Here is a 19,593-nt window from a genome sequence, read left to right as displayed (position 1 = left end):
TAGTGGAAGATAGGCTATGATTCTTCCGAAATGCATAGCAGCATCAATTCAAAACCCTCCCGAGGCACCGCCGGTAATCCAGCCAACCGGTTTGAAAAAATCCATTTGGAACGGGATGCAGATTGGAATCCGGAGGAGGATGCCTTACCCAGAACCCAGTTTTTGAAGGATACCTCCAGCACGATCATTACCAATAACGACAGTCCGGATGTGGGGTTCGAAGCGAGCGTGAACGCTTATCGTGGTTGCGAGCACGGGTGCATTTATTGTTATGCCCGGCCCACGCATGAGTATTTGGGGTTTTCAGCCGGCCTTGATTTTGAAACCCGCATCATGGTGAAACTGGATGCGGCCAAACTGCTGAGGGCGGAACTGGCTGCTCCAAAATGGCAGCCCAAAGTATTGGCCATGAGCGGTGTGACCGATTGTTATCAACCGGTGGAGCGTCGCTTGAAACTAACCCGCCAGTGTTTGGAGGTCTTGCGGGATTTTCGCAACCCGGTGGCGATTATTACCAAGAATCATTTGGTGACACGCGACATTGATTTGTTATCGGAAATGGCACGTTATCAGGCGGCGGTGGTTTTTATCTCGGTGACATCATTAGACACAGAACTCAGAAAAGTGATGGAGCCACGCACCTCGCCTCCGGCCAGCAGGCTGGCTGCGATCGAGGCGTTGAGCAAGGCGGGAATTCCCACGGGTATTCTGGTTTCACCCATCATTCCTGGACTCACCGACCACGAGATTCCTGCGATCATTTCCGCGGCGGTCAAGGTGGGGGCAAAATTTGCAGGTTATGTAACCCTGCGTCTGCCTCTGGCGGTAGCACCGTTGTTTGAAGAATGGCTGGAACGCCACTTTCCAGATCGCAAAGAAAAGGTTTTGAATCGAATACGTGCCCTACGTGGGGGTAAGCTCAATGACTCGCAATTTGGGTCACGCATGCGTGGTGAGGGATTATTTGCCGACCAGATTGAAGCGCTCTTCACGGTGGCGCGGCGCAAGGCGGGGATTGAAGGAAATCAACCTGATCTTTCCACGGCCGCGTTTCGGCGCGTCGAGAAGGATCAGTTGTCACTCTTTGACTAAACGCTCCTTATCGAGGTCGGGATGTTTTTTATGGAAGTCTGTGGAATCCTGATAAGCTTTGGCAATTTCGAGAATTTCAGCTTCTTTGAACAGATTGCCAATAAAACAAATGCTCGTAGGAGTGCCAGCCTTGGAGAAGCCATTGGGCACGACGACGCATGGATGACCGGTGAGATTGGTGAGCAATTCGCTGTCGCCGGCAAGTGAAGGCGCAACGAAAACATCGACGTCCTTCAGAACGCGAGCGGTTTCCTGAATCAGGAGGTAGCGGACACGAGTAGCCTGGATGTACTCTACTGCCGGGAAGAGACGTGCCTCACGAAAAGCATTGGGCCATGTATGTTGACCCTGACGTTTCATGAGATCATCGCGACCGCTGATGGTGAGATCATCAAAAGCGGCGGCCCCTTCCACAGAGATGACGAATGAGATGTCGTGAATCGGAAGTTTTGGAAGTTCGATAGGAACGAGGGTCGCCCCGAGCGAACGAAGCTTCGCGAGAGTCGCGGCATCATTTTCTTTACGCTCGCCTTTTTCATTTTCAAAATCCTTCTTCAAGTAGGCGATGCGAAGTTTCTGCCACCGGGCTTTGGCTTCATAATTGAAGGGAAGATCGCACAGAGTCTGGTCGATGCCGTCCGGGCCGTAGATAGTGTTGAATACAATGGCGCAATCTTCGACTGTGCGGCAAATGGGACCAAGTTTATCCATCGACCAGGTCAAGGCCATCGCCCCAGTGCGGCTGATTCGACCATAAGAGGGGCGCAGGCCTGTGATGCCGCAACGGTCACAAGGAGAGATGATGGAGCCATGCGTTTCAGAACCGATGGCGAAGGGAACAAGACCGGCGGAGGTGGCGGCTGCCGGACCAGCAGAGGAACCGCTGGAGCCGTCTTTAAGATTCCAAGGGTTGCGTGTCATGCCGCCATACCAAACTTCACCCCACGCGAGTTCACCCATGCTGAGTTTGGCGACGAGAATGGCACCGGCGTCCTGAAGTCGTTTTACAACGGTGGCGTCCTCGTCGATAATTTGGTTCTTATATGGAGCAGTTCCCCACGTGGTGGGAATACCTTTGGTCGTGAGCAGGTCTTTTACCCCGAACGGAATGCCATGGAGCGGACCGCGGTATTTTCCGGCGGCAATTTCCTTGTCAGCCTGCCGCGCTTGCTGCAGGGCCAGGCTTTCGGTAAGCGTGACGATGCATTCCAGCTTGGGGCCGTAGCGTTTCAATCGCTCCAGGAAGAAGCTCGTGAGTTGAACAGAGGTTATCTGGCGGGATTTAATCAATGCACCCAGTTCACCAATGGAATAATAAGCCAGTTCATCCATGTTTTTCGGCAGCTGCACCTTTCCCGGCGAGGCTGGCTTGAATTTTTTGCGGTGCACATCAAATTTTGCGCCGACTGGAATTGGGTTGAACAACATTGCCGAAGGAACGGCGTTGGAGAGGGGAAATTTTCGCAGCACCTCATACGAGGCAACCTGGTCCCGGAGTCCGGGAAGCATGAGTCGATATTTGGCATCTGAGAACTGCAAGCCAGTCAACCTGGCCGCCTGAGTAACGGTTTCCACGGTAATGGAGTTGGTATCTGCATCGGCGAATGACGAAGTCGCGCCGCAGAGGATACTTAGGAGGATGAGTGGCATCAGTTGACGCATATGGCTGCTATTGGGACAAACGGGGGTGAAACTGGCAATGGGAAATTTGCTCAAATTAAAGTGTTCCCAATTTAATTCGTTCGTGGTGCAATCCTGCCGAGATTGATGAAAACGAGATGTGCTTGGGCAAAAAGTGAATTGATGGTCTGCTATCATGACGAGGAATGGGGCGTGCCGGAGCATGATGACAGGAAATTATTTGAGTTCATCGTGCTGGAAGGGGCGCAGGCGGGTCTCAGTTGGAACACTATTTTACAGAAGCGTGAGCATTATCGAAAAGTCTTCGATCAGTTCGATCCTCTATTGGTTGCAAAGTATGAGGAACGAAAGGTAGAGCAGCTTTTGGCTGATCCGGGCATTGTTCGTAACCGGCTGAAAATTGCGTCCACCATCACCAATGCAAAGGCATTTCTCGCCGTGCAAAAGGAATTTGGCTCCTTTGATAAGTACATCTGGCAATTCGTGGGAGGCAAACCGATACTCAACGCGTGGCCCACAACGAAGGAGATTCCAGCCCGAACGGCGGAATCGGACGCGATGAGCAAGGATTTGCTGAAGCGAGGGTTTAAATTCGTCGGGTCCACCATTTGTTATGCCTTTATGCAGGCGACCGGGATGGTGAATGATCACACGACAGATTGTTTTAAATTCAAGAAGCGCAAATAACATGAAGCCACACCTTAAGCATCGTAGGACCAAAGGATTGAAGTACGTTCCGCTCAACGAGAAGCTTTATACCTACCTGATTGACGCGCGCAGTCGGGAGGGGGACGCCGTGTTGAATGCATTGCGGGCGGAAACGCAAAAGAAATTTGAGGCAGATTCCCATATGTCCATTGGACGAGATCAGGGAAGTTTCATGACCATGTTGGTGGCCGCGATTGGCGCCAAACACGCCATCGAGATAGGGACCTTCACAGGTTACAGCTCCATCTGCATTGCGCGCGGTTTGCCGGAGCGCGGCAAATTGCTCTGCCTGGATGCCAGCGAGGAGTGGACCAATGTTGCCCGCAAGTATTGGAAGAAAGCCGGCGTGGATAAAAAAATTGAACTGAGACTGGGACCTGGGGCTGATTCGTTAAAGAAATTAGAGCCGGGGATCAAATTCGACTTCGCTTTCTTCGATGCAGACAAGCCGGGTTATGACACTTATTACGAATTAGTGCTTCCCAGAATGCGTTCCGGCGGGTTGATATTATTTGATAACATGCTCTGGGGCGGAAGGCTGGGGACCAAGCGACGCATCAAACATCCGAACGGGAAGGCGATTGATAAGTTGAACCGCAAGCTGGCCAAAGACAAACGAGTGCAATCAGTGCTGCTTTCCATTGGGGACGGCGTGCATATGTGCCGCGTATTGGGTTAGCGAAGTCGGTACAGGAAAAAGGGACCTTTGCAGGTCCCTCGTTCGTTATGGATTCCGACTACTGAGATTGATTACTTGCCATTCTGCGAGTGAGGCACGGTTACCGTCAACACTTTTGGGGCCGAAGTATTACCGGCTGCATCGGTTGCCTGGACGGTAACTGAGTATATCCGGCCCTTGCCTTTTCCAGAGCGTTCCGCACGCAATTGAACGCAATGATCACCGGTGATGATCCAGTCCGGCGCGGTATTGCCGCTGCCATTGCCGCCCTTGCCATTGTCTTTGCCCTTCGGATCGTTCTTTTTTGTATCATCATTGCCGCTTCCCACTGGTTCATTGCTCTCGACAGAAATGATTTTCCAAGTGGCGGAGCCGCAGGTATCGAGCGCACGGATCTTGATGTCGATAGGGATCAGCTTGTGATTGGGCGGCCAGAGCACCTTGGGACTCACGGTGCATCCACTGATTACAGGAGGTGTGGTATCCTGCACTACAATAGTGCTGGAGCAGGAGGTGGAATTACCGGCAGTATCGGAGACGGCAATTCCAACCATGTTGGTGCCCAGATCGAAGCTGGCTGCCAGGACTACGTCGACTCCATTGGTCGTGCCACCGGCCGCGATGTTGTTGGTTTGAACGGGCGAACCATTCAGGCTCCAAATCACCTGCAAAGCATCTCCCTCAGCGTCGGATACATGAGCTGTCAGGTTGATCGGTTGGCCGTTGCATTCGACCGTGGCATCCCCGGGACAGAGCAGCACAGGGGCTGTGTTGCTGACCAAGGCTGGTATCAACTGAGCACGGAGTTCTCCGTCAGGATTTGCCGTGGTATGAATCTCGATATAATCAAGTCCCGCGAGAAGATTGGACGATTGTTCGGAGTTCATACCCAAGGAGCCGTAAACTGTGCCGCCTTTGGAAGGATCTATAGACGGGAACAAAAAGGGCGTCAGGTCAAATTGAACACCGGCGTTTTCAAATGCGGAAGCAGGTCCATGAATGTGGACGGAGGAAGCCGGGCCAGTAAGATCACTGAATCCCGCAGCGGAACCATAGCCGAAATTAAATTTCAGAGTGGCGGCTGTGGTATCAAAGCAGATGCCTCCAGAGATTTTGTCCCCGGCACCCGTGCTGTTGGTTACTGCTGGAACTGCATTAGAAGGATTCAGGCCGTTTGGTCCCAAAGTGAATTTTACGATATCGGCATGAGAGATGAGTACCGAGGAGGTGAGTAGGAGCAGAGTAGCCGCTTGTTTCATAATCCGTACGTTTTAGTTAGGGTTTTCAACGACGGCAAAGTGTTTCCATAAACCGGGCATTTCCAGTATGGGGTGAATACCTACGTACTTAAAACGTGGAAAACCGGCTCCAAACGTCTCAGGCTTTTTTTCGTAGCGTCAGGATGGTTGCTCCCCAGCCACCAAATTGTGGATGATCGAGCGAATAGGAAATGACTTCAGGATGTTTGCCAAGAATGGAGTGAACCGTGCGACGGAGGTTGCCGCTGCCTTTGCCATGAATGATGCGGACTTGCAGAATGCCACGCTCCTGACAGGCGGCGAGGTAGTCAAGAACAAGGTCTTTGATCTCGCGCGGTCGAAAGGTGTGCAGATCCAAAACTCCGTCGATCGGCAGTTGGACAGGTTCGTTTTCGTCCATGATCAAATATGGTGAATGGCTGGGGACTAAACAAGTTTTCGTGCTTTAAACGTTTCCATTAAATCATCAAAATATGGCTATGAACATTCGCACAGCCAATTTGAGTGATGCAGAGGTGGTTGCTGATTTTAACCTGCGGCTGGCATGGGAATCTGAGCACCTGAAGCTCGCACCGGAGACCGTGCGGAAAGGGGTGGGGGCGTTGCTGAAAGCTGCGGCCAAAGGGGTTTACTTCGTTGCCGAAGAGACGGGAGCGGGAGTCGTTGGGCAAACATTGGTCACTTACGAATGGAGCGATTGGCGCAATGGAAATATCTGGTGGATACAGAGTGTTTTCGTGAAGGAAGAGTTTCGGGGCCAGGGAGTGTTCAAAGCGCTATTTGAGCACGTGGAGCGGTTGGCGAAGGAATCAGGAGAGGTGTGTTCGTTGCGGTTGTATGTGGAAAAGGAGAACAGCAGGGCGCACCGGGCGTACTCCAAGCTCGGGATGGAGGAGACGCACTATCGAATTTTTGAGAAGGCGATTCGCTAAATTCCCTAGTCGGGAGGCCCTGATTCTGGTTAAAAGTCTAATGCTACACATTTGATCGATGAAGAAACTGGCCACTACATTGTTTTGGCTCATCCTGGCGATTGCTGGAGGATGGGCCTATGCGACTTTGGCGTTCCATCGCGGGGAAGCGCTCAATTCGATTTACATCCTCATTGCTGCGGTTTGCACTTATGCGATTGGTTACCGGTTTTATTCCAAATGGATCGCGGCGAGTGTTTTGATGTTGAATGACCGGCGGGCAACGCCTTGTGAGGTGCATGATGACGGCAAGGATTTCGTGAAGACCAACAAGTGGATTGTCTTTGGCCATCATTTTGCGGCGATCTCTGGACCGGGGCCATTGGTCGGGCCGGTATTGGCAGCGCAGTTCGGGTATCTGCCCGGGACATTGTGGATTTTGATTGGTGTCGTGCTGGGAGGGGCGGTGCAGGATTTCGTTATTCTGTTCAGTTCCATGCGGCGCAATGGGAAATCGCTTGGACAAATGGTGAAGGAGGAGTTGAACTCCGCGGCGGGATACGTCGCGATGATCGCGATTCTGGCAATCATGATTATTTTGCTGGCCGTGCTGGCATTGGTGGTGGTGAGGACGCTGGCGGAAAGTCCGTGGGGTGTATTCACGGTGGGAGCCACCATTCCAATTGCAATGTTCATGGGCGGATACATGCGCTTCGTGCGGGTGGGGAAGGTGATGGAGGCATCAGTGTTTGGTGTCGCTTTGCTTTTGCTGGCGGTTTGGGGTGGACGGTTTGTGCACGGAGATGCGTATTGGAGTTCGGTGTTTACCATGAGCGCCATGAATCTGGCGTGGACGATTCTTATTTATGGTCTGGCGGCGAGTGTGTTGCCCGTCTGGCTGCTGTTGGCGCCGCGCGATTATTTAAGCACGTTCATGAAGTTGGGGACGATTTTTGCGTTGGTGGTGGGAATTTTTTTGGTGTTGCCCAAATTGCATATGCCGGCGCTTACGCACTTTGTGGATGGGTCAGGACCAGTGGTGCCTGGCAAGATTTTTCCATTTTGTTTCATTACGATTGCCTGTGGGGCGATCAGTGGTTTCCATACATTGATCGCGAGTGGGACCACGCCGAAAATCATCACGCGGGAAGGTTATGCACGGCCGATTGGTTATGGCGCAATGTGTCTGGAATCGCTGGTGGCGATCATGGCGCTGGTGGCGGCATGCACACTGGATCCTGGCGTTTACCTGAGCATGAATGTGCCAGGACCCGCTGAAGCCACGGTGGCAAAAGTAAGTGCGTGGGGTTTTCCAGTTACAGTGGATCACATGCAGGAACTAGCCGTTCAGAGCGGGGAGAAGACGCTGTTTGGTCGCACGGGCGGAGCCTCGACGCTGGCGGTGGGGATGTCGCAGATACTTTCGAAAGTGACGCACGGCAGGTGGCTGGATCTTTGGTATCACTTCGCGGTGATGTTTGAAGCGTTGTTTATTTTGACAACCCTTGATGCCGGAACGCGAGTGGGACGTTACTTATTGCAGGACATGTTGGGGGGCTTGTGGAAACCTTTGGGCGATACGAAGAGCGTGGCTGCCAATGTAGTGGCGAGTATTTTGATGGTTGCGGGCTGGGGCTATTTTCTGATTCAGGGAGTGTTGGATCCGAACGGTGGCGTGAAGGCGTTATGGCCATTGTTCGGGATCGCGAACCAGCTACTGGCCGCGATAGCGCTATGCCTGGCGACAACGATTATTCTGAAGATGCAATTGCAACCAGCAACCAAGTCCAGCGGTGAAGGTTTAACCTCCGACGCTGGCAGGCCGGTTTTGGCGCTGGCGACATTGGTGCCATTAATCTGGTTGCTGGCAGTGACGATGACGGCGGGTTATCAGAAGATATTGCATCACGAGGATCGCCCGAATTTTCCGCGCATAGGATTTTTGCAGATTGCGACTGAGCTGGACGGGAAGTTGCCGGCGTTACAGGCGGCGGCCAGTGCGTTGCAGAACAGCGGAGATGCTGAGGCAATCAAGAAGGCGGAGCAGGCCGTGCGGAATAATCGGATCGAGCGGGTGAACCAGATTGTCGATACAGTGGTGGTGGCGATATTTCTGTTACTGGTCACTTTGATTGTGGTGTTAAGCGTGCGCGAATGGGTGTTGCTACTGGCGCGAAAGAAGCTGGCGACTTTGCGAGAGAGCGAGCCCGTCTGGTTGCCGGATTATTCAATTGTAGAAGCGAAGCCGTTGCACCTTGTTGGACTGATTACTTTGGGCTTTGCCTTGCTGAAGGAGTTGTCAGGTGAGGCGCATTTAGAACGCGCTCAGAAACAGGCGGCAGCCTGTAATTGCGTGTCGCCTAGAGAAGGCAAGGTGCGGGTGGATTTGCTCGCGGGAGGAACTGAGATTTGCGGCCAGAAGACACCGGAGCAACTTTACGTGGAAGTCACCGAGAAGCGTTTTGATGGGATCAACCGCTGCTGCTGATCGAGCTGGGAACAGCAGCAAGCGGTAGTGGAACAAGCCTGAACGGATTTATTTCGCCAGAAGTTCCTTCAGCTTTGGCTCCATGGCTTCGGCCCAGAGTTCGTAACCTTTTTGGTTGGGGTGAAGGTAGTCGGGCATGATGTCCTTGGAGATGGAGCCATCGGCATTGATGAAGACCTGGCCGAAGTCGAGGAAGAACACCTTTTGGTTGTCTTCAAGTTTGTGGATGGCCTGATTTACCTGGTTGATGTCTCCGCGTTGTTCATTAAAGTCTTTTCCACGAGGGAAAATGCCAAGCAACAGAATTTTAGTTTCTGGAAATTTTTCCTGGAGTTTGTGAACCACCGCGGTAACGCCTTCAACAATTTCTGAAGGAGTGTTGCGTCCTTTGCCGGAGTTGTTGGTACCGATCATCAACACGGTGACTTTTGGCTTCATGCCATCGGCATTGCCATGTTCCAGGCGCCAGAGGACGTGCTCGGTGCGGTCACCACCGATGCCGATGTTCACCGCTTTATGGGAGCCGTAATATTTCTGCCAGACTGTTTTGCCGTTACCTTCCCATCCTTGGGTGATGGAATCGCCGACGAAGAGCACGTCCAGGTCGCCCTGGTTTGTTTTCACGCGCTCGTTTAAGGCCTGATAGCGCTGAAAGGGTTTGCCCTCGCGAGGTACGGGGATAATTGGTGATTCGGCGGCAACTGAAGGTTTAGCGTCCGGCTTGTTAGTGGACGTTTGGGCGAAGGAGATGGTTGTGGCTGAACAAAGGAGGAGGGAATAAAGAATTGTGCGAAATTTCATGATTTAAGAAAAAGAGGAAAAGTGAATTGTGGCAAGGATTTCTTTTAAACTGAGGATTTTATTCAGATGAAGTTGAGCTTGACCGATGGCGTTCGGGCTTTGAACCTTGCTTCGGTGTGAGCACGAAGAAGAAAATAGGTCTTTACGGCGGGTCTTTTGATCCGGTGCACCTAGGCCATCTGCTGGTGGCGCAGGCTGCCTGTGAAGAGATGGGGTTGGAACGGTTGTTTTTTATTCCCGCTGCGCAATCCCCGTTCAAGCCGGGCATGGCACCTACGCCAGCCGCTGAACGACTCCGCTTGCTGCGTCTGGCGTTGGCTGGCAAAAGCAACTACGAAATAGATGAGCAGGAGATCGCGCGGGGTGGAGTTTCCTACACGATTGATACGGTCAGGAATTATGTCGGGCGGTTTGGGGATGCGGAGTTGTATTACCTCATTGGAGCCGATCACGTGTCTTCGTTGCATAAATGGAGAGAGTCGGAGGAACTGGCGCGGTTACTGAAGTTCATTGTCATTCCACGGCCTGGCCAACCTGAAGCAGTGTTCCCCGGAGAGTTTCGGGGACATTCGTTACAAGGTTTTCCTTTGGGCGTATCGGCCTCCCAGATCCGTGAACGGGTGAGAATGGGCTTGTCGATAGATAATCTTGTCGCTCCGGCTGTGGCGGAGGCCATACGCAATTATAAGCTTTATCTGTGAGCGCCTTGGGCAGAGGCGGCGTAAAAGCATCCCTTATTACCGGCTGTCGATTGGCAACTATTTATGAGATGACTTCTCCGCCAAGATGAGCCATTGTTCCGTTAGATGGATTCGAAAAAGTTGGCATTACTTTGCCGGGAATTGGCTGATAACCGTAAAGCGGAGAACATTGTGATCATGGATGTGCGGGCGCTTTCCACGGTCACGGACTATTTCGTAGTGGCTTCGGGAACCAGTGAGCCGCATTTGCGTGCGATCATGGATGAAATCACGGAAAGGCTACATACAGAACACAATCTGAGGCCAAGAGCCGTGGATGGCACGCTGCAAACGGCATGGGTTGTATTGGATTATTTTGACGTGATCGTGCATGTCATGAAGTCAGACGTTCGAGAAAAATATAATCTCGAAGGACTCTGGGGCGATGCGCCAAAAATTAAGCCCCGTCGTAAGGCCAAGGCGGCAGTGTCTGAAGCTGGTTAGTGTGACCAAGTTTTACGTCCAGACGCATTTAAAAATAACGGCTGACTGACGCTTTTTTGAAAAAGCGGTGAACCTTATCGATTATTTGCTTTTTGGTGTAGATGCCTGCAAAGAACTCAATCCATTATTCTGGTTGAGTTCCTTCCTCTTCAGCTTTGGGTGGACTATCGCCTGAAGCCTTTACCATATCATCGAGCAGCCTCTTGAAGTCCTCCAGACCTGGAGCTGGAATAATGATCGTATCGCGTCTGCCGCCAACATCTTCAGTAATGCGGAGAAAACGGCCGCGTGGATTCTCCTTCAGCGTAAACACAAATGTTTTGCGCTCAATTTGAATTTTATCCGTCTTGATTGTCTCCTCGTTAACAGGTGGCTTTGGCGGAAAAGACCCGTAAGAACGATTCCCGTAAGGTGACGGACGGTCATTTGAAATCATACGCTTTTTCTTTAGATGCCCACCCAGGGCATTCCTCTCCTTTACAAGGTCGGACACGTTCCGGATTTGTCAACCTCGGAACTTTGTAACCCCGCCGTAACGAACCGATTCCACTGGTTTATTGAGCTGTATGAGATAGATGAAGAGCCCGCCGATCATGACCAGGTTCACGACCTGGGAAAAGCCGTGCCAGGCACCAAAAGTGGAGCGGGCTTTCTCTTTCTGTTCGGCCGTCTGGCCGAAATACATTGTTTGCCGCAGAGCCTCCATTTTGGGGTAAAATCCAAATCTACCGATCAAGCCAAGTCCGAAAAGACTTAGGAGCAGAATGAGGGTGAATCGGGTCAACTTCCTTTGAAACGAAATCTTCTCGAGGAGGAAATGCAAAAGAGCAACTGCGGCACAGATTATTTGGAGCAGGAAATAGCGCCGGATCATGATCATGGCAATTCCGCCCGCATAGTAAGGAAAGGCGGTTTCTCCAAAAAGTTTGTGCGTTTCCTGGGAAAAAACTGCGGGTCCGATCACTGCGGTGAAGAAGATTGCCGCGCCAAACCAGATCGCGGCGTTCACGACTCCCATAACTCTCAAGAAGCCAGTCACTTAAACAGTATAGAGAACATTAGGGCTTCTGCCAAGCGCCGTTTCAACACAAGATTTAGTTGAAACGGCGCTGGATTTGCCTGATTGAGGACAGTTACAAGAGATTGGCGGCCAATTCAGCCAATTCCGAGCGTTCGCCCTTTTGTAGTTCGATATGGGCAGCTATCGCCTGAGAGCGGAACTTACTGATGATATAGTTGAACCCGTTCGAGGAGGAGTCCACGTAAGGGTTATCGATCTGATAAGGATCGCCGGTAAAGATAATCTTTGTTCCGTGCCCGACGCGGGTGATGATGGTCTTCACTTCAAGCGGAGTCAGGTTTTGGGCTTCATCAATGACCATGAACTGGTGGGCGATGCTGCGGCCCCGGATGTAGCTTAAGGCTTCCACCACGATGCTGCCGGAGCGCATGAGATCATTGCTGCGACGGCTTTCCTGGCCCATGTTCAAGTCACTGAGCATCTCCAGGGCATCATGAATTGGCTGCATCCAAGGCGCCAATTTTTCCTCCAACGAGCCTGGCAAAAATCCAAGTTCCTTGCCCATAGAAATGGTGGGGCGGGCAACCACCAGCCGGCGAAACTCACGATCCAATACGGTTTTTTTCAAACCGGCAGCCATGGCCATAAGAGTTTTGCCCGTGCCTGCCTTACCCATCAAGGTGACCAATTTGATGCGATCATCCAGCAGAGCGTCAAAAGCAAAATGCTGTTCGCGATTGCGCGGTTTGATGCCCCAGACTCCTTCACGGTTGTCGATGATGGGAACGAGTTTTTTGCCCGTTGGATCCACCTTGGTCAAAGCCGTGCGTTTGGGATTTGTTTCCTCCATGAGCGTGCAATACTCATTGGGGAAGTAGGTGTTGCCACCATTCAATTCCAATTCTCCGTTGGTGCGAAACGCGGCCATTTTTTCTGCGCTGACCATCATCTCCAACATCCCGGTGTAAAGGTCTTTGATCTGGATGCGATCGGTTTCGTAATCCTCAGCCTGAAGGCCCAAAGCATCTGCCTTGATGCGAAGATTGATGTCTTTGCTGACCAGGATCGTGTGGGATTTGGGATGAGCTTTCTGAATAGCCAGGGCCTGGCTTAAAATGCGATTGTCGACCGTGTTGTCTGTGAAGATAGCCTGGGTGGTGTCGCTCTTTAGCTTCTTTTGAAATATGATGCGAAGGCATCCGCCATTTTCGAGTTCAACTCCTTCGTTCAGGCTGCCCTGTTCGCGCAAGCTGTCGAGGGAACGCGAGACTGTGCGGGCGTTTTGACCTAACTCGGAAGATTCACGTTTGAAGCGATCAATTTCCTCAATGACTTCGATGGGAATGAGGACATTGTTATCCTCGAAGTTTAGCAGGCTGTTTGGATCATGGAGAAGGACATTGGTATCAAGAACGTAATTTTTCACGTGAGGATTTTTCGAATTTAATGTTTTCAATGCGCTGGTACCATTTCTTTAGACGGGCATGACATGCCGGCAGTCGGTAGTGTCCCGAATAAAGAAAATTGCCCAGCATGCCGTAAAGGTCAAAGTCGACGAAGCGAGGTTGCTCACCCAGCAGGAATGGCTTGTCCATGAGCATCTGGTCATAGGGAAGCAGTCGATGAGTCAGCTCGGCTATGAATGCCTTCTGCTGGGAATGCCACTGGTCGATACAGCCACGACCAAACTTGCGTTCCTTATGACGTAAAAACGCAACCTGTTCCTTCGCTGGCACCATCTCCTTCCAGTAGATGTCGTTGAGCCGGAAAGTCAAATCTTCGATCTCATCTTCAATATTGCGCCAAATGAGGTATTGCAGTCCCTCCAATTCATGCGGGAAAAGGCCGAGTCTGAACCGGTCATCCAAATACTTGCCAATGACCTGGGAATTATTGTCGGTTTCGAAAACGATATTGCGACCATCGCGAATGACAGGAACACCGTAGTAGCGCTCCCTGGTCAAACGCCAAACCATTGAGCGGTCTGAACTGGGGATATTGGTGATTTTGAAAGAGACTCCAGAATATTCCAGGATTCGCCTTTGGACTATGCAAAAAGGGCTCCAGGGAAACTGAATTAATTCAACCATGGTAAATGATTTCCAATCTGGCTTGAGGGGTCATTAGAGCAGGGCGATTTAACGGGCACGAGATTAGGTTAAATCCAGCCAAAGTGGCTGACAAGTGGAATTCCCGGGCTGGAAAAAGTATTTTTTCACCCGGTTTTTTGCATGATCAGGGAATCCGATAAAAAGCGCCGAAATGCGGGCCGTTTCGGAGAATAGACTGCTTTACAGTCTGGATGTCAAAGTCTAAAGTTGCGTCATGTCCTCGGACTTTGATGCGACAGATTTTGTGGATAACGATTACCAATCCGGGCCCCAGACTCCGCAGAATGCGGGTGCCGGTGCCTGGGGTGGGGCAAATCGTCCTCCTACGCGTGAGGAAGTGGATTCCAAAGTCGGGGAAACCCAGCAGAAACTGGCGGAGCTCAAGCGAGTCCAGGAGCAGCTCGAACGCGAGCGGGCGGCTTTGGAGGAAACGCGCCGACGCCAGTCGGAATACCAGAATGGCCGGGAAGAAATGGTTCAAAACCTGACCCGTGGCGTGGGCCTGTTGGAAGAGGCTGAATTCAATGCCAGACGTGATGCCGAGCAAATGTCCAAGACCCTGGGCCGACCTGAAGGATGCGTTGCTGAAAGTAGAGTTTCTCCACGAAGAAACCTGGAACAAGGAGAACTTCAGTGTGGAACTGACCCGGGCGCTGACAACCATTGAAAATGCCCGCATGGAGTGGAACGCTGCACGGTTAAAGTTTTCCATCCTTTCAGGCAAGGCGATGGAAGAAGGCGCTGAATCCGGCGGTGGACGGAGTCAGGCGAAATCATTATTTGCCAATCAAAGTTTTGTTCAACTTTGCAAGTTGGGATTGGCGCTTACCTGGCCACTGGCCCTTGTGGCTTCCCTGGCGTTCGCCGCTCTGCTGGTGATTTTGTCACAACATCATTAAGATTTTCCCCATGGGATGGTTCAAGAAAAAAGCTGATCCCATCAATGAACGCGCACGGGCGCTGAATGAGCAGATTGCTGCCCTTGAATCTCAAATCAAGCGGCTCAGCACCCACGTGGAGAAAAGTGAAGAGCTGGAAGAATCAACTTCGAAAACCCGTTCTGCTGCCGGACCCGCAGATCAATCATCCGCTTCGATTGCCAAACCCGGAGCCCCTCAGCCAACACCCGGTGAACCGGTGTTTGAAGAGGTGAATCAAAACCGGCTCAAGTCCCAAGGGGAGCCGGAAACCACATCCGAACATTATAATGAGCTGGGGGTTCGCAAGTATGATCTCGCAGCGCTACTGCGGCGGATAAAGAATCACTTTCGCGGACCATCGACAGCCAATCCCAAGCTGGTCAGCTATCTGGCCGCAGGCAGCATTCAAGGATTGAGGCCGATGCGGTATGAGAAGCGCGTGGCGCGGAATCGGTTTCTATTCTTTTTTATCCTGCTGTTCCTCGGTCTGCTGGGAATTATCGTCATGTTTGTGAAGAATCATTGAGGCGGTTCATGGAAAGCCTGGTGATTCATACCGAAGATGGGGACTTTGTTGCGACTTATTCCGAGCAGGGATTGGCTCGATTAAATTTTCCTGAAACGTCGAGGGAACAGTTTGTTTCAGAGGCGGCATCTGCCGTGCGGGTGAGCGAGTGGCATGATATTACAGCGAAAGCCTTGAAGGAGGTCTTACACGGAAGGGTGCCAGAAAAATTGCCTCCCATGGACCTGGCTGTGGGAACAGAATTTCAACAGAGTGTCTGGCAAGCGATGCGGCAAATCAAAACAGGCCAGACCAGGAGCTATGGAGAAATTGCCGCCATAATCGGGAGACCCAAAGCTGTGCGCGCAGTAGGTGGAGCTTGTGGAGCGAATCCGATACCCGTCCTTATCCCATGCCATAGAGTGCTGGCTGCCCATCACAGGATCGGAGGTTTCTCCGGGGGGATGGATTGGAAGCGCAGATTGTTGGGGCGCGAGCGGGCGCAATACTTTCAATAGAACGAAAGTATTTTACTTGGCCGTGGCTACTGGCAGCGGTGAGGGAGTTGGTTTAGTTGTAGCTTTAGGAGTCATTTTACCCCAGGCAAAGATCATGAGGAGTCCACCAATAACTCCGAAGGGAGCCATGAAGTAAAAATAATTTCCAAGGCTGTTATCCAGCAACCTGCCCAGGGCGATTCCTGCCAGACTGCCACCGAAATATTGAAAGGAGTCGATTACACCTGAGGCGAAGCCTGCCATTTTTCTGCCACCGATATCCATGGCGGCAGCCGTTCCGAGGATGGAATGAGTGGAGTTGGCGGTAAGGGAAATCAGCACGAGGAAAACCACCGCTGCATTTGCGGAGTGGAACTGGGCGGCCAGCAAAATGATCGTCGTCTCGAGAAAATAGAGTCCGGCTGCCACGGGAGCACGGTGGCCTTTGAACAGAACATCTGAAATATATCCTGAGCTCAGCGACCCGGCCGAGGCGACAAAGGGGATGAGAAAGCCAAGCCATTGGAAGGAGGCCGATTTTAGATCCATTTGATACATATCCTGCATGTAGCGGGGAAACCATTGATCGACGGCCTGGCGAACTGCTCCGGTGCAGGCATAGGCCAGAGCTACAATCCAGATGGTCGGGTTGCTGACGATTTTCAGGAGAACCTGCCCAAAGCGGAGATTTGCTTCCGCCGCGGTTGGGGCTGGCTCGGCTGCGTGAGTGTCATGAAAGCCGGCAGCTTCCGGGGTTTCCTTGACCGTCAGAGCCATGCCGATGGCGACGATTGCGCACATGGCTGAAGGGATCCAAAACAGCCAGCGCCAGTGCAAGGGATGCACCTGCCACATTCCGAGAAAGGTGAAGCCGGCCAACAAAGCAGGACCAAGATTGAAGATGCCGAAGCGGCCCAGATTAATCATGAAGCCGAATATGCCGGCAAATCTGCCTCGTTCGAGACGGCTGAACCATGCAGTGTTGATCTTGATCATTCCCGGTGCGCCATATGCCTGCATATAGCCGTCGATGCCGCGAATCGCCACGAAAAGCATTAAAAGGCGAAAAAATATTTCGGTGTGGAAGAGATTGAAATGCGCCATCCATTGGCCATTTGGATGAGCGGCGTCGCTGAGTTCCGGATGCAACACTCCAGCGAAGGAGGCAGCGCCGAAAAGAATGTTCATCACAATGGTGCCAGATGCACCGATAATCATGGCGCGTTTTCCGCCGATGCGATCGGTCAATAAACCGTTGATAATCTGGCCGAAGGCATAGGCAAGGAGAGCAGTGGTAATTATGAGGCCAAACTCGCCTTTGGTGAAACCGAATTCCTTGCTGATCGAGCCGTTGGCAATCGATAGATTGTAACGGCACATGTAGAAAGAGGTATAGAGCAGGCCAAGAAATCCCCAGTTCAAACCGCGGCGCGCACGGAAACCTGGAGGATAGTTGATGCTGGTGGCGCCGGCGGCAGTTGGGTTCATGAATTACTTCTAATCAATGCAGTAAGCGGTCTGCTAATCTTTACATGGTAGGCAGAGGCTATTATGGCGTCAAAGGGATTCTCCATTGTTCTACGAGTCCAGAGTCGAGAGCATTATCAATTCTGACTGAAACTAATTTTTTGAATCCATTTCCGGGATTGGCGGCATCTCATCTGCACAAAGGAAATGGAATATATGAAAAACAAAACAGACCTCAGGTGTTGGGGCGGAACAATCCGGAAGATTTTGCTCGTGGTTATGCTGTCGACAGTATGTGCGATGGCAGCCATAGCCTTTCGAGCTTACTGCGAACAAATGGAACTGGTGGCTGAACGCGCCACCAACGAAAAACTGCTCAACCATATCATGGAAGCAGAACAAATCCATGCGCTGTTATGCCGGGCTGACACGGGGGATATCAATTCACTGCGAGAAGTATTGCAGTTGCGCTTCGACGACAAAATAATAAGGGTTCACTCACTGCTCGGAGAAATGGACGATGATACGAGGGCTGTGGCCGAAAACTTGTTCTCGAAATTTGCCAATGATCGAAAAATTCACCCGGAACGGTACGTCAGCACCCAGAACACCAAGTTTCAGGACGAAAGAGTCTTGCGCGTTTTCGCACACTCCCGGCCAAATAATTAATAGATAGTTGAATCCAAAGATGCTGCTCAACACATCCAACTTGTGAGATAAATGAACAAGAACTCAAGACCTATGAAATATATCGGAAAAATGCTGGCAATGGCGCTGTTGATCTGGGCTGGAACGGTTGTTCCGTTATGTGCCGAAACCAATGACTCAGACGAGAACAGCTCGAATAACGCCGTGGTCGTGCCGCCCGCGCCACAACCGCTCCAGAATCCCAGATCCCAGGAAGACCGGCAGATTCATGAGACCAGGCCGACTTATGTTGTTCGTCCCTTAATCACCTACGAACTTAAGCTGATATTGGTGCCAATTGTAATCGTGACGGTCGTTTTTGCATCGATAGTGGGTGTTTGCGCCATCTTTTTCTCCTTTCTGCATCGCCGGAATCAGATGCTCCATCAAACCGTACGGATGATGGTGGAGAAGGGAGTTGCGATTCCGCCGGAATTGTTGACGAAACCTGAACGGAAAGTGCCACAGCGCATTCAAAACGACTTTCGAAAAGGATGGATACTGATTGGTGTTGGGTTTGGATTGATATGCCTGGCGATGTTTGGCGATCACGGGCCATCAGAAATGGGTGTGGTGGGATTTGTTCCTCTTTTTCTGGGGGTAGCTTTTTTGATGGTGTCCAGGATGGAGCGGAAGAATAAGGAATCGATCGAGTCATAGGTCCTTGTGTCCTTTTCAGACGCCGATCTTATTGCACGCGCCATTTCGCTGGGGGATCAGAATGCCTTCGGCGAATTGGTGCGTCGTTATCAATCGCCGGTGCGTGCCTTTCTCACGCGCATGGCGAGGGGTGATTCGCATCTGGCGGATGACATGGCACAGCAGGCATTTGTGAAGGCGTGGCAAAAGTTGAGCGGTTTTCGTGGGGACGCGCGTTTTTCCACGTGGTTGTTTGGCATTGCCTATAACGAGTTCCGCATGGAGGCGCGGCGGAATAAAGAGCTGGCTTTGGAAGAGGTGGCGGACGTGCCGATGGAGCCGATGCTGGAGAGTTCAGTCAGAAGCAGCAATCTGCGCATGGATTTGACGGAGGCGATGAAGCTGTTAAATTCGGCGGAGCGAGCTGCGGTTGTGCTTTGTTGTCAGAACGGTCTTACGCATGAAGAGGCAGCGCAGGTTTTGGAATGTCCATTGGGAACGGTTAAAACCAATGTGCTGAGAGGAAAGGAAAAGCTGCGGAAGCGACTGATGTTGGAATATCAAAATTATGAATCCGCCTGATACAGATGATCCATTGGATTTGTTGCTCAAAGAGCAGGAGACCTACGTCGAGGATTGCGGGTTTACTGCGCGGGTGATGATGTCCCTGCCGAAGCGCAAACGCGTCCTCACGTTTCGCGTCATTTTGCTTTCCGGTTCAGCATTGCTCGGACTTGTTTTGGCAGCCTGGTTCCTGCGCGGGACGGAGATTTTAACTGGCGATCAATCGGGTCCGGGATTCCCGCTTTTAACCACATTGCTTGGGTTGTTGCCGTTGGTGGTGGTAGCGATTGCAATCATCTGGGGGGTTGTGAGCGGGTTTAACGAGGAAGGATAATTTACGAGTTGCTGGTCCCAGTCATAAGAGTGTGTGTAATAGTCGCTATAAAATAAAAAAGCCCCAACTTGCGTTGGGGCTTTGA

General features: G+C 51.7%; 24 protein-coding genes. 15 read left to right on the top strand and 9 right to left on the bottom strand.

The genetic code is table 11. The annotated features are described in order from the left end of the window. Positions 1–30 precede the first annotated feature (30 nt). Entirely contained in the window at positions 31–1,092 is a 1,062-nt protein-coding gene (locus tag CFLAV_RS17835; RefSeq protein ID WP_007416187.1) for a PA0069 family radical SAM protein, read from the top strand. Here the strand turns inward: CFLAV_RS17835 and CFLAV_RS17830 are convergent. Beyond that, positions 1,078–2,754 (bottom strand): amidase, encoded by a 1,677-nt coding sequence (locus CFLAV_RS17830; RefSeq protein WP_007416186.1) that lies wholly within the window; start codon positions 2,752–2,754, stop codon positions 1,078–1,080. The genes CFLAV_RS17835 and CFLAV_RS17830 overlap by 15 nt on opposite strands. A gap of 105 nt (positions 2,755–2,859) precedes the next feature. On the opposite strand from CFLAV_RS17830, the gene CFLAV_RS17825 reads away from it, so the two are divergent. Together CFLAV_RS17825 and CFLAV_RS17820 are read left to right on the top strand one after the other, a co-directional pair. Continuing rightward, positions 2,860–3,420 carry a DNA-3-methyladenine glycosylase I gene (locus CFLAV_RS17825; RefSeq protein ID WP_040549280.1) on the top strand — a complete coding sequence of 187 codons (561 nt, stop codon included), beginning with the start codon at positions 2,860–2,862 and terminating at the stop codon, positions 3,418–3,420. 1 nt (position 3,421) lies between these two features. Beyond that, complete coding sequence (locus CFLAV_RS17820) at positions 3,422–4,120, top strand: O-methyltransferase (protein ID WP_007416184.1); 699 nt, start codon at positions 3,422–3,424, stop codon at positions 4,118–4,120. Between the two features lie 71 nt (positions 4,121–4,191). Here CFLAV_RS17820 and CFLAV_RS32585 read toward each other — a convergent pair whose 3' ends face one another. After that, on the bottom strand, positions 4,192–5,379 hold the full coding sequence (locus tag CFLAV_RS32585; RefSeq protein WP_007416183.1) for a CHRD domain-containing protein: 1,188 nt from the start codon (positions 5,377–5,379) through the stop codon (positions 4,192–4,194). Between the two features lie 118 nt (positions 5,380–5,497). Beyond that, on the bottom strand, positions 5,498–5,779 hold the full coding sequence (locus CFLAV_RS17810) for a Smr/MutS family protein (protein WP_040549279.1): 282 nt from the start codon (positions 5,777–5,779) through the stop codon (positions 5,498–5,500). A 79-nt stretch (positions 5,780–5,858) separates the two neighbouring features. On the opposite strand from CFLAV_RS17810, the gene CFLAV_RS17805 reads away from it, so the two are divergent. Next, positions 5,859–6,311, top strand: coding sequence for a GNAT family N-acetyltransferase (locus CFLAV_RS17805; protein ID WP_007416181.1), 453 nt, complete (start codon positions 5,859–5,861; stop codon positions 6,309–6,311). Between the two features lie 58 nt (positions 6,312–6,369). After that, a complete protein-coding gene (locus CFLAV_RS17800; RefSeq protein ID WP_007416180.1) occupies positions 6,370–8,778 on the top strand; it encodes a carbon starvation CstA family protein in 2,409 nt (802 codons plus the stop codon). A 48-nt stretch (positions 8,779–8,826) separates the two neighbouring features. Here the strand turns inward: CFLAV_RS17800 and CFLAV_RS17795 are convergent, their stop codons facing one another. Next, the gene (locus tag CFLAV_RS17795; protein ID WP_007416179.1) at positions 8,827–9,579 is read right to left on the bottom strand and encodes a platelet-activating factor acetylhydrolase IB subunit; all 753 of its coding nucleotides are present in this window, start codon (positions 9,577–9,579) and stop codon (positions 8,827–8,829) included. Positions 9,580–9,695: 116 nt separating this feature from the next. Here CFLAV_RS17795 and nadD point away from each other — a divergent pair, with 116 nt between their 5' ends. Both nadD and rsfS read left to right on the top strand, forming a co-directional pair. Next, positions 9,696–10,280, top strand: a complete 585-nt coding sequence (gene nadD, locus CFLAV_RS17790; protein ID WP_007416178.1) for a nicotinate (nicotinamide) nucleotide adenylyltransferase — start codon at positions 9,696–9,698, stop codon at positions 10,278–10,280. 105 nt (positions 10,281–10,385) lie between these two features. Then, positions 10,386–10,763, top strand: coding sequence for a ribosome silencing factor (gene rsfS / locus CFLAV_RS17785; RefSeq protein WP_007416177.1), 378 nt, complete (start codon positions 10,386–10,388; stop codon positions 10,761–10,763). A 124-nt stretch (positions 10,764–10,887) separates the two neighbouring features. Here the strand turns inward: rsfS and CFLAV_RS17780 are convergent, their stop codons facing one another. The 4 genes from CFLAV_RS17780 to CFLAV_RS17765 form a co-directional block, all read right to left on the bottom strand. Continuing rightward, the gene (locus tag CFLAV_RS17780) at positions 10,888–11,199 is read right to left on the bottom strand and encodes a PUR family DNA/RNA-binding protein (protein WP_007416176.1); all 312 of its coding nucleotides are present in this window, start codon (positions 11,197–11,199) and stop codon (positions 10,888–10,890) included. 69 nt (positions 11,200–11,268) lie between these two features. Next, complete coding sequence (locus CFLAV_RS17775) at positions 11,269–11,802, bottom strand: DUF4149 domain-containing protein (RefSeq protein ID WP_150107474.1); 534 nt, start codon at positions 11,800–11,802, stop codon at positions 11,269–11,271. 94 nt (positions 11,803–11,896) lie between these two features. Then, positions 11,897–13,210 (bottom strand): PhoH family protein, encoded by a 1,314-nt coding sequence (locus CFLAV_RS17770; RefSeq protein WP_007416174.1) that lies wholly within the window; start codon positions 13,208–13,210, stop codon positions 11,897–11,899. Beyond that, positions 13,191–13,874 (bottom strand): glutathione S-transferase family protein, encoded by a 684-nt coding sequence (locus tag CFLAV_RS17765; RefSeq protein ID WP_007416173.1) that lies wholly within the window; start codon positions 13,872–13,874, stop codon positions 13,191–13,193. The genes CFLAV_RS17770 and CFLAV_RS17765 overlap by 20 nt, the downstream gene beginning before the upstream one ends. Before the next feature lie 235 nt (positions 13,875–14,109). Between CFLAV_RS17765 and CFLAV_RS17760 the strand changes: the two genes are divergently transcribed. From CFLAV_RS17760 to CFLAV_RS17745, 4 genes are read left to right on the top strand one after another with little or no spacing between them, the layout of a single operon-like run. Further along, positions 14,110–14,562, top strand: coding sequence for a hypothetical protein (locus CFLAV_RS17760; protein ID WP_007416172.1), 453 nt, complete (start codon positions 14,110–14,112; stop codon positions 14,560–14,562). 10 nt (positions 14,563–14,572) lie between these two features. Continuing rightward, positions 14,573–14,794 carry a hypothetical protein gene (locus CFLAV_RS17755; RefSeq protein WP_040549278.1) on the top strand — a complete coding sequence of 74 codons (222 nt, stop codon included), beginning with the start codon at positions 14,573–14,575 and terminating at the stop codon, positions 14,792–14,794. Between the two features lie 10 nt (positions 14,795–14,804). Further along, complete coding sequence (locus CFLAV_RS17750) at positions 14,805–15,341, top strand: hypothetical protein (protein WP_007416170.1); 537 nt, start codon at positions 14,805–14,807, stop codon at positions 15,339–15,341. A gap of 8 nt (positions 15,342–15,349) precedes the next feature. After that, entirely contained in the window at positions 15,350–15,838 is a 489-nt protein-coding gene (locus tag CFLAV_RS17745; RefSeq protein WP_007416169.1) for a methylated-DNA--[protein]-cysteine S-methyltransferase, read from the top strand. Between the two features lie 12 nt (positions 15,839–15,850). Here CFLAV_RS17745 and CFLAV_RS17740 read toward each other — a convergent pair whose 3' ends face one another. Continuing rightward, the gene (locus CFLAV_RS17740) at positions 15,851–17,305 is read right to left on the bottom strand and encodes an MFS transporter (protein WP_007416168.1); all 1,455 of its coding nucleotides are present in this window, start codon (positions 17,303–17,305) and stop codon (positions 15,851–15,853) included. 195 nt (positions 17,306–17,500) lie between these two features. Here CFLAV_RS17740 and CFLAV_RS17735 point away from each other — a divergent pair, with 195 nt between their 5' ends. The 4 genes from CFLAV_RS17735 (at position 17,501) to CFLAV_RS17720 (ending at position 19,508) form a co-directional block, all read left to right on the top strand. After that, positions 17,501–17,953, top strand: coding sequence for a hypothetical protein (locus CFLAV_RS17735; RefSeq protein ID WP_007416167.1), 453 nt, complete (start codon positions 17,501–17,503; stop codon positions 17,951–17,953). A 72-nt stretch (positions 17,954–18,025) separates the two neighbouring features. Further along, positions 18,026–18,631: a DUF6249 domain-containing protein gene (locus CFLAV_RS17730; RefSeq protein WP_007416166.1), complete on the top strand. Its 606-nt coding sequence runs from the start codon at positions 18,026–18,028 to the stop codon at positions 18,629–18,631. Positions 18,632–18,637: 6 nt separating this feature from the next. Then, entirely contained in the window at positions 18,638–19,192 is a 555-nt protein-coding gene (locus CFLAV_RS17725) for an RNA polymerase sigma factor (protein WP_007416165.1), read from the top strand. Then, on the top strand, positions 19,179–19,508 hold the full coding sequence (locus CFLAV_RS17720; protein ID WP_007416164.1) for a DUF5056 domain-containing protein: 330 nt from the start codon (positions 19,179–19,181) through the stop codon (positions 19,506–19,508). Before CFLAV_RS17725 ends, CFLAV_RS17720 begins: the two co-directional genes overlap by 14 nt. Positions 19,509–19,593: the final 85 nt, after the last annotated feature.

The organism is Pedosphaera parvula Ellin514 (assembly GCF_000172555.1).
GTDB lineage: Bacteria > Verrucomicrobiota > Verrucomicrobiia > Limisphaerales > Pedosphaeraceae > Pedosphaera.
Note: the sequence above shows the minus strand (reverse complement) of the source record. Positions and strands in the feature narration are given on the sequence as shown.

What these genes read in the sequence shown, in the direction of transcription:
- CFLAV_RS17835 (WP_007416187.1), top strand. Translation starts at nt 31, where the DNA reads ATGCATAGCAGCATCAATTCAAAACCCTCCCGAGGCACCGCCGGTAAT.
- CFLAV_RS17830 (WP_007416186.1), bottom strand. Translation starts at nt 2,754, where the DNA reads ATGCGTCAACTGATGCCACTCATCCTCCTAAGTATCCTCTGCGGCGCG.
- CFLAV_RS17825 (WP_040549280.1), top strand. Translation starts at nt 2,860, where the DNA reads ATGAAAACGAGATGTGCTTGGGCAAAAAGTGAATTGATGGTCTGCTAT.
- CFLAV_RS17820 (WP_007416184.1), top strand. Translation starts at nt 3,422, where the DNA reads ATGAAGCCACACCTTAAGCATCGTAGGACCAAAGGATTGAAGTACGTT.
- CFLAV_RS32585 (WP_007416183.1), bottom strand. Translation starts at nt 5,379, where the DNA reads ATGAAACAAGCGGCTACTCTGCTCCTACTCACCTCCTCGGTACTCATC.
- CFLAV_RS17810 (WP_040549279.1), bottom strand. Translation starts at nt 5,779, where the DNA reads ATGGACGAAAACGAACCTGTCCAACTGCCGATCGACGGAGTTTTGGAT.
- CFLAV_RS17805 (WP_007416181.1), top strand. Translation starts at nt 5,859, where the DNA reads ATGAACATTCGCACAGCCAATTTGAGTGATGCAGAGGTGGTTGCTGAT.
- CFLAV_RS17800 (WP_007416180.1), top strand. Translation starts at nt 6,370, where the DNA reads ATGAAGAAACTGGCCACTACATTGTTTTGGCTCATCCTGGCGATTGCT.
- CFLAV_RS17795 (WP_007416179.1), bottom strand. Translation starts at nt 9,579, where the DNA reads ATGAAATTTCGCACAATTCTTTATTCCCTCCTCCTTTGTTCAGCCACA.
- rsfS (WP_007416177.1), top strand. Translation starts at nt 10,386, where the DNA reads ATGGATTCGAAAAAGTTGGCATTACTTTGCCGGGAATTGGCTGATAAC.
- CFLAV_RS17780 (WP_007416176.1), bottom strand. Translation starts at nt 11,199, where the DNA reads ATGATTTCAAATGACCGTCCGTCACCTTACGGGAATCGTTCTTACGGG.
- CFLAV_RS17765 (WP_007416173.1), bottom strand. Translation starts at nt 13,874, where the DNA reads ATGGTTGAATTAATTCAGTTTCCCTGGAGCCCTTTTTGCATAGTCCAA.
- CFLAV_RS17760 (WP_007416172.1), top strand. Translation starts at nt 14,110, where the DNA reads ATGTCCTCGGACTTTGATGCGACAGATTTTGTGGATAACGATTACCAA.
- CFLAV_RS17755 (WP_040549278.1), top strand. Translation starts at nt 14,573, where the DNA reads ATGGAGTGGAACGCTGCACGGTTAAAGTTTTCCATCCTTTCAGGCAAG.
- CFLAV_RS17750 (WP_007416170.1), top strand. Translation starts at nt 14,805, where the DNA reads ATGGGATGGTTCAAGAAAAAAGCTGATCCCATCAATGAACGCGCACGG.
- CFLAV_RS17745 (WP_007416169.1), top strand. Translation starts at nt 15,350, where the DNA reads ATGGAAAGCCTGGTGATTCATACCGAAGATGGGGACTTTGTTGCGACT.
- CFLAV_RS17740 (WP_007416168.1), bottom strand. Translation starts at nt 17,305, where the DNA reads ATGAACCCAACTGCCGCCGGCGCCACCAGCATCAACTATCCTCCAGGT.
- CFLAV_RS17735 (WP_007416167.1), top strand. Translation starts at nt 17,501, where the DNA reads ATGAAAAACAAAACAGACCTCAGGTGTTGGGGCGGAACAATCCGGAAG.
- CFLAV_RS17730 (WP_007416166.1), top strand. Translation starts at nt 18,026, where the DNA reads ATGAAATATATCGGAAAAATGCTGGCAATGGCGCTGTTGATCTGGGCT.
- CFLAV_RS17720 (WP_007416164.1), top strand. Translation starts at nt 19,179, where the DNA reads ATGAATCCGCCTGATACAGATGATCCATTGGATTTGTTGCTCAAAGAG.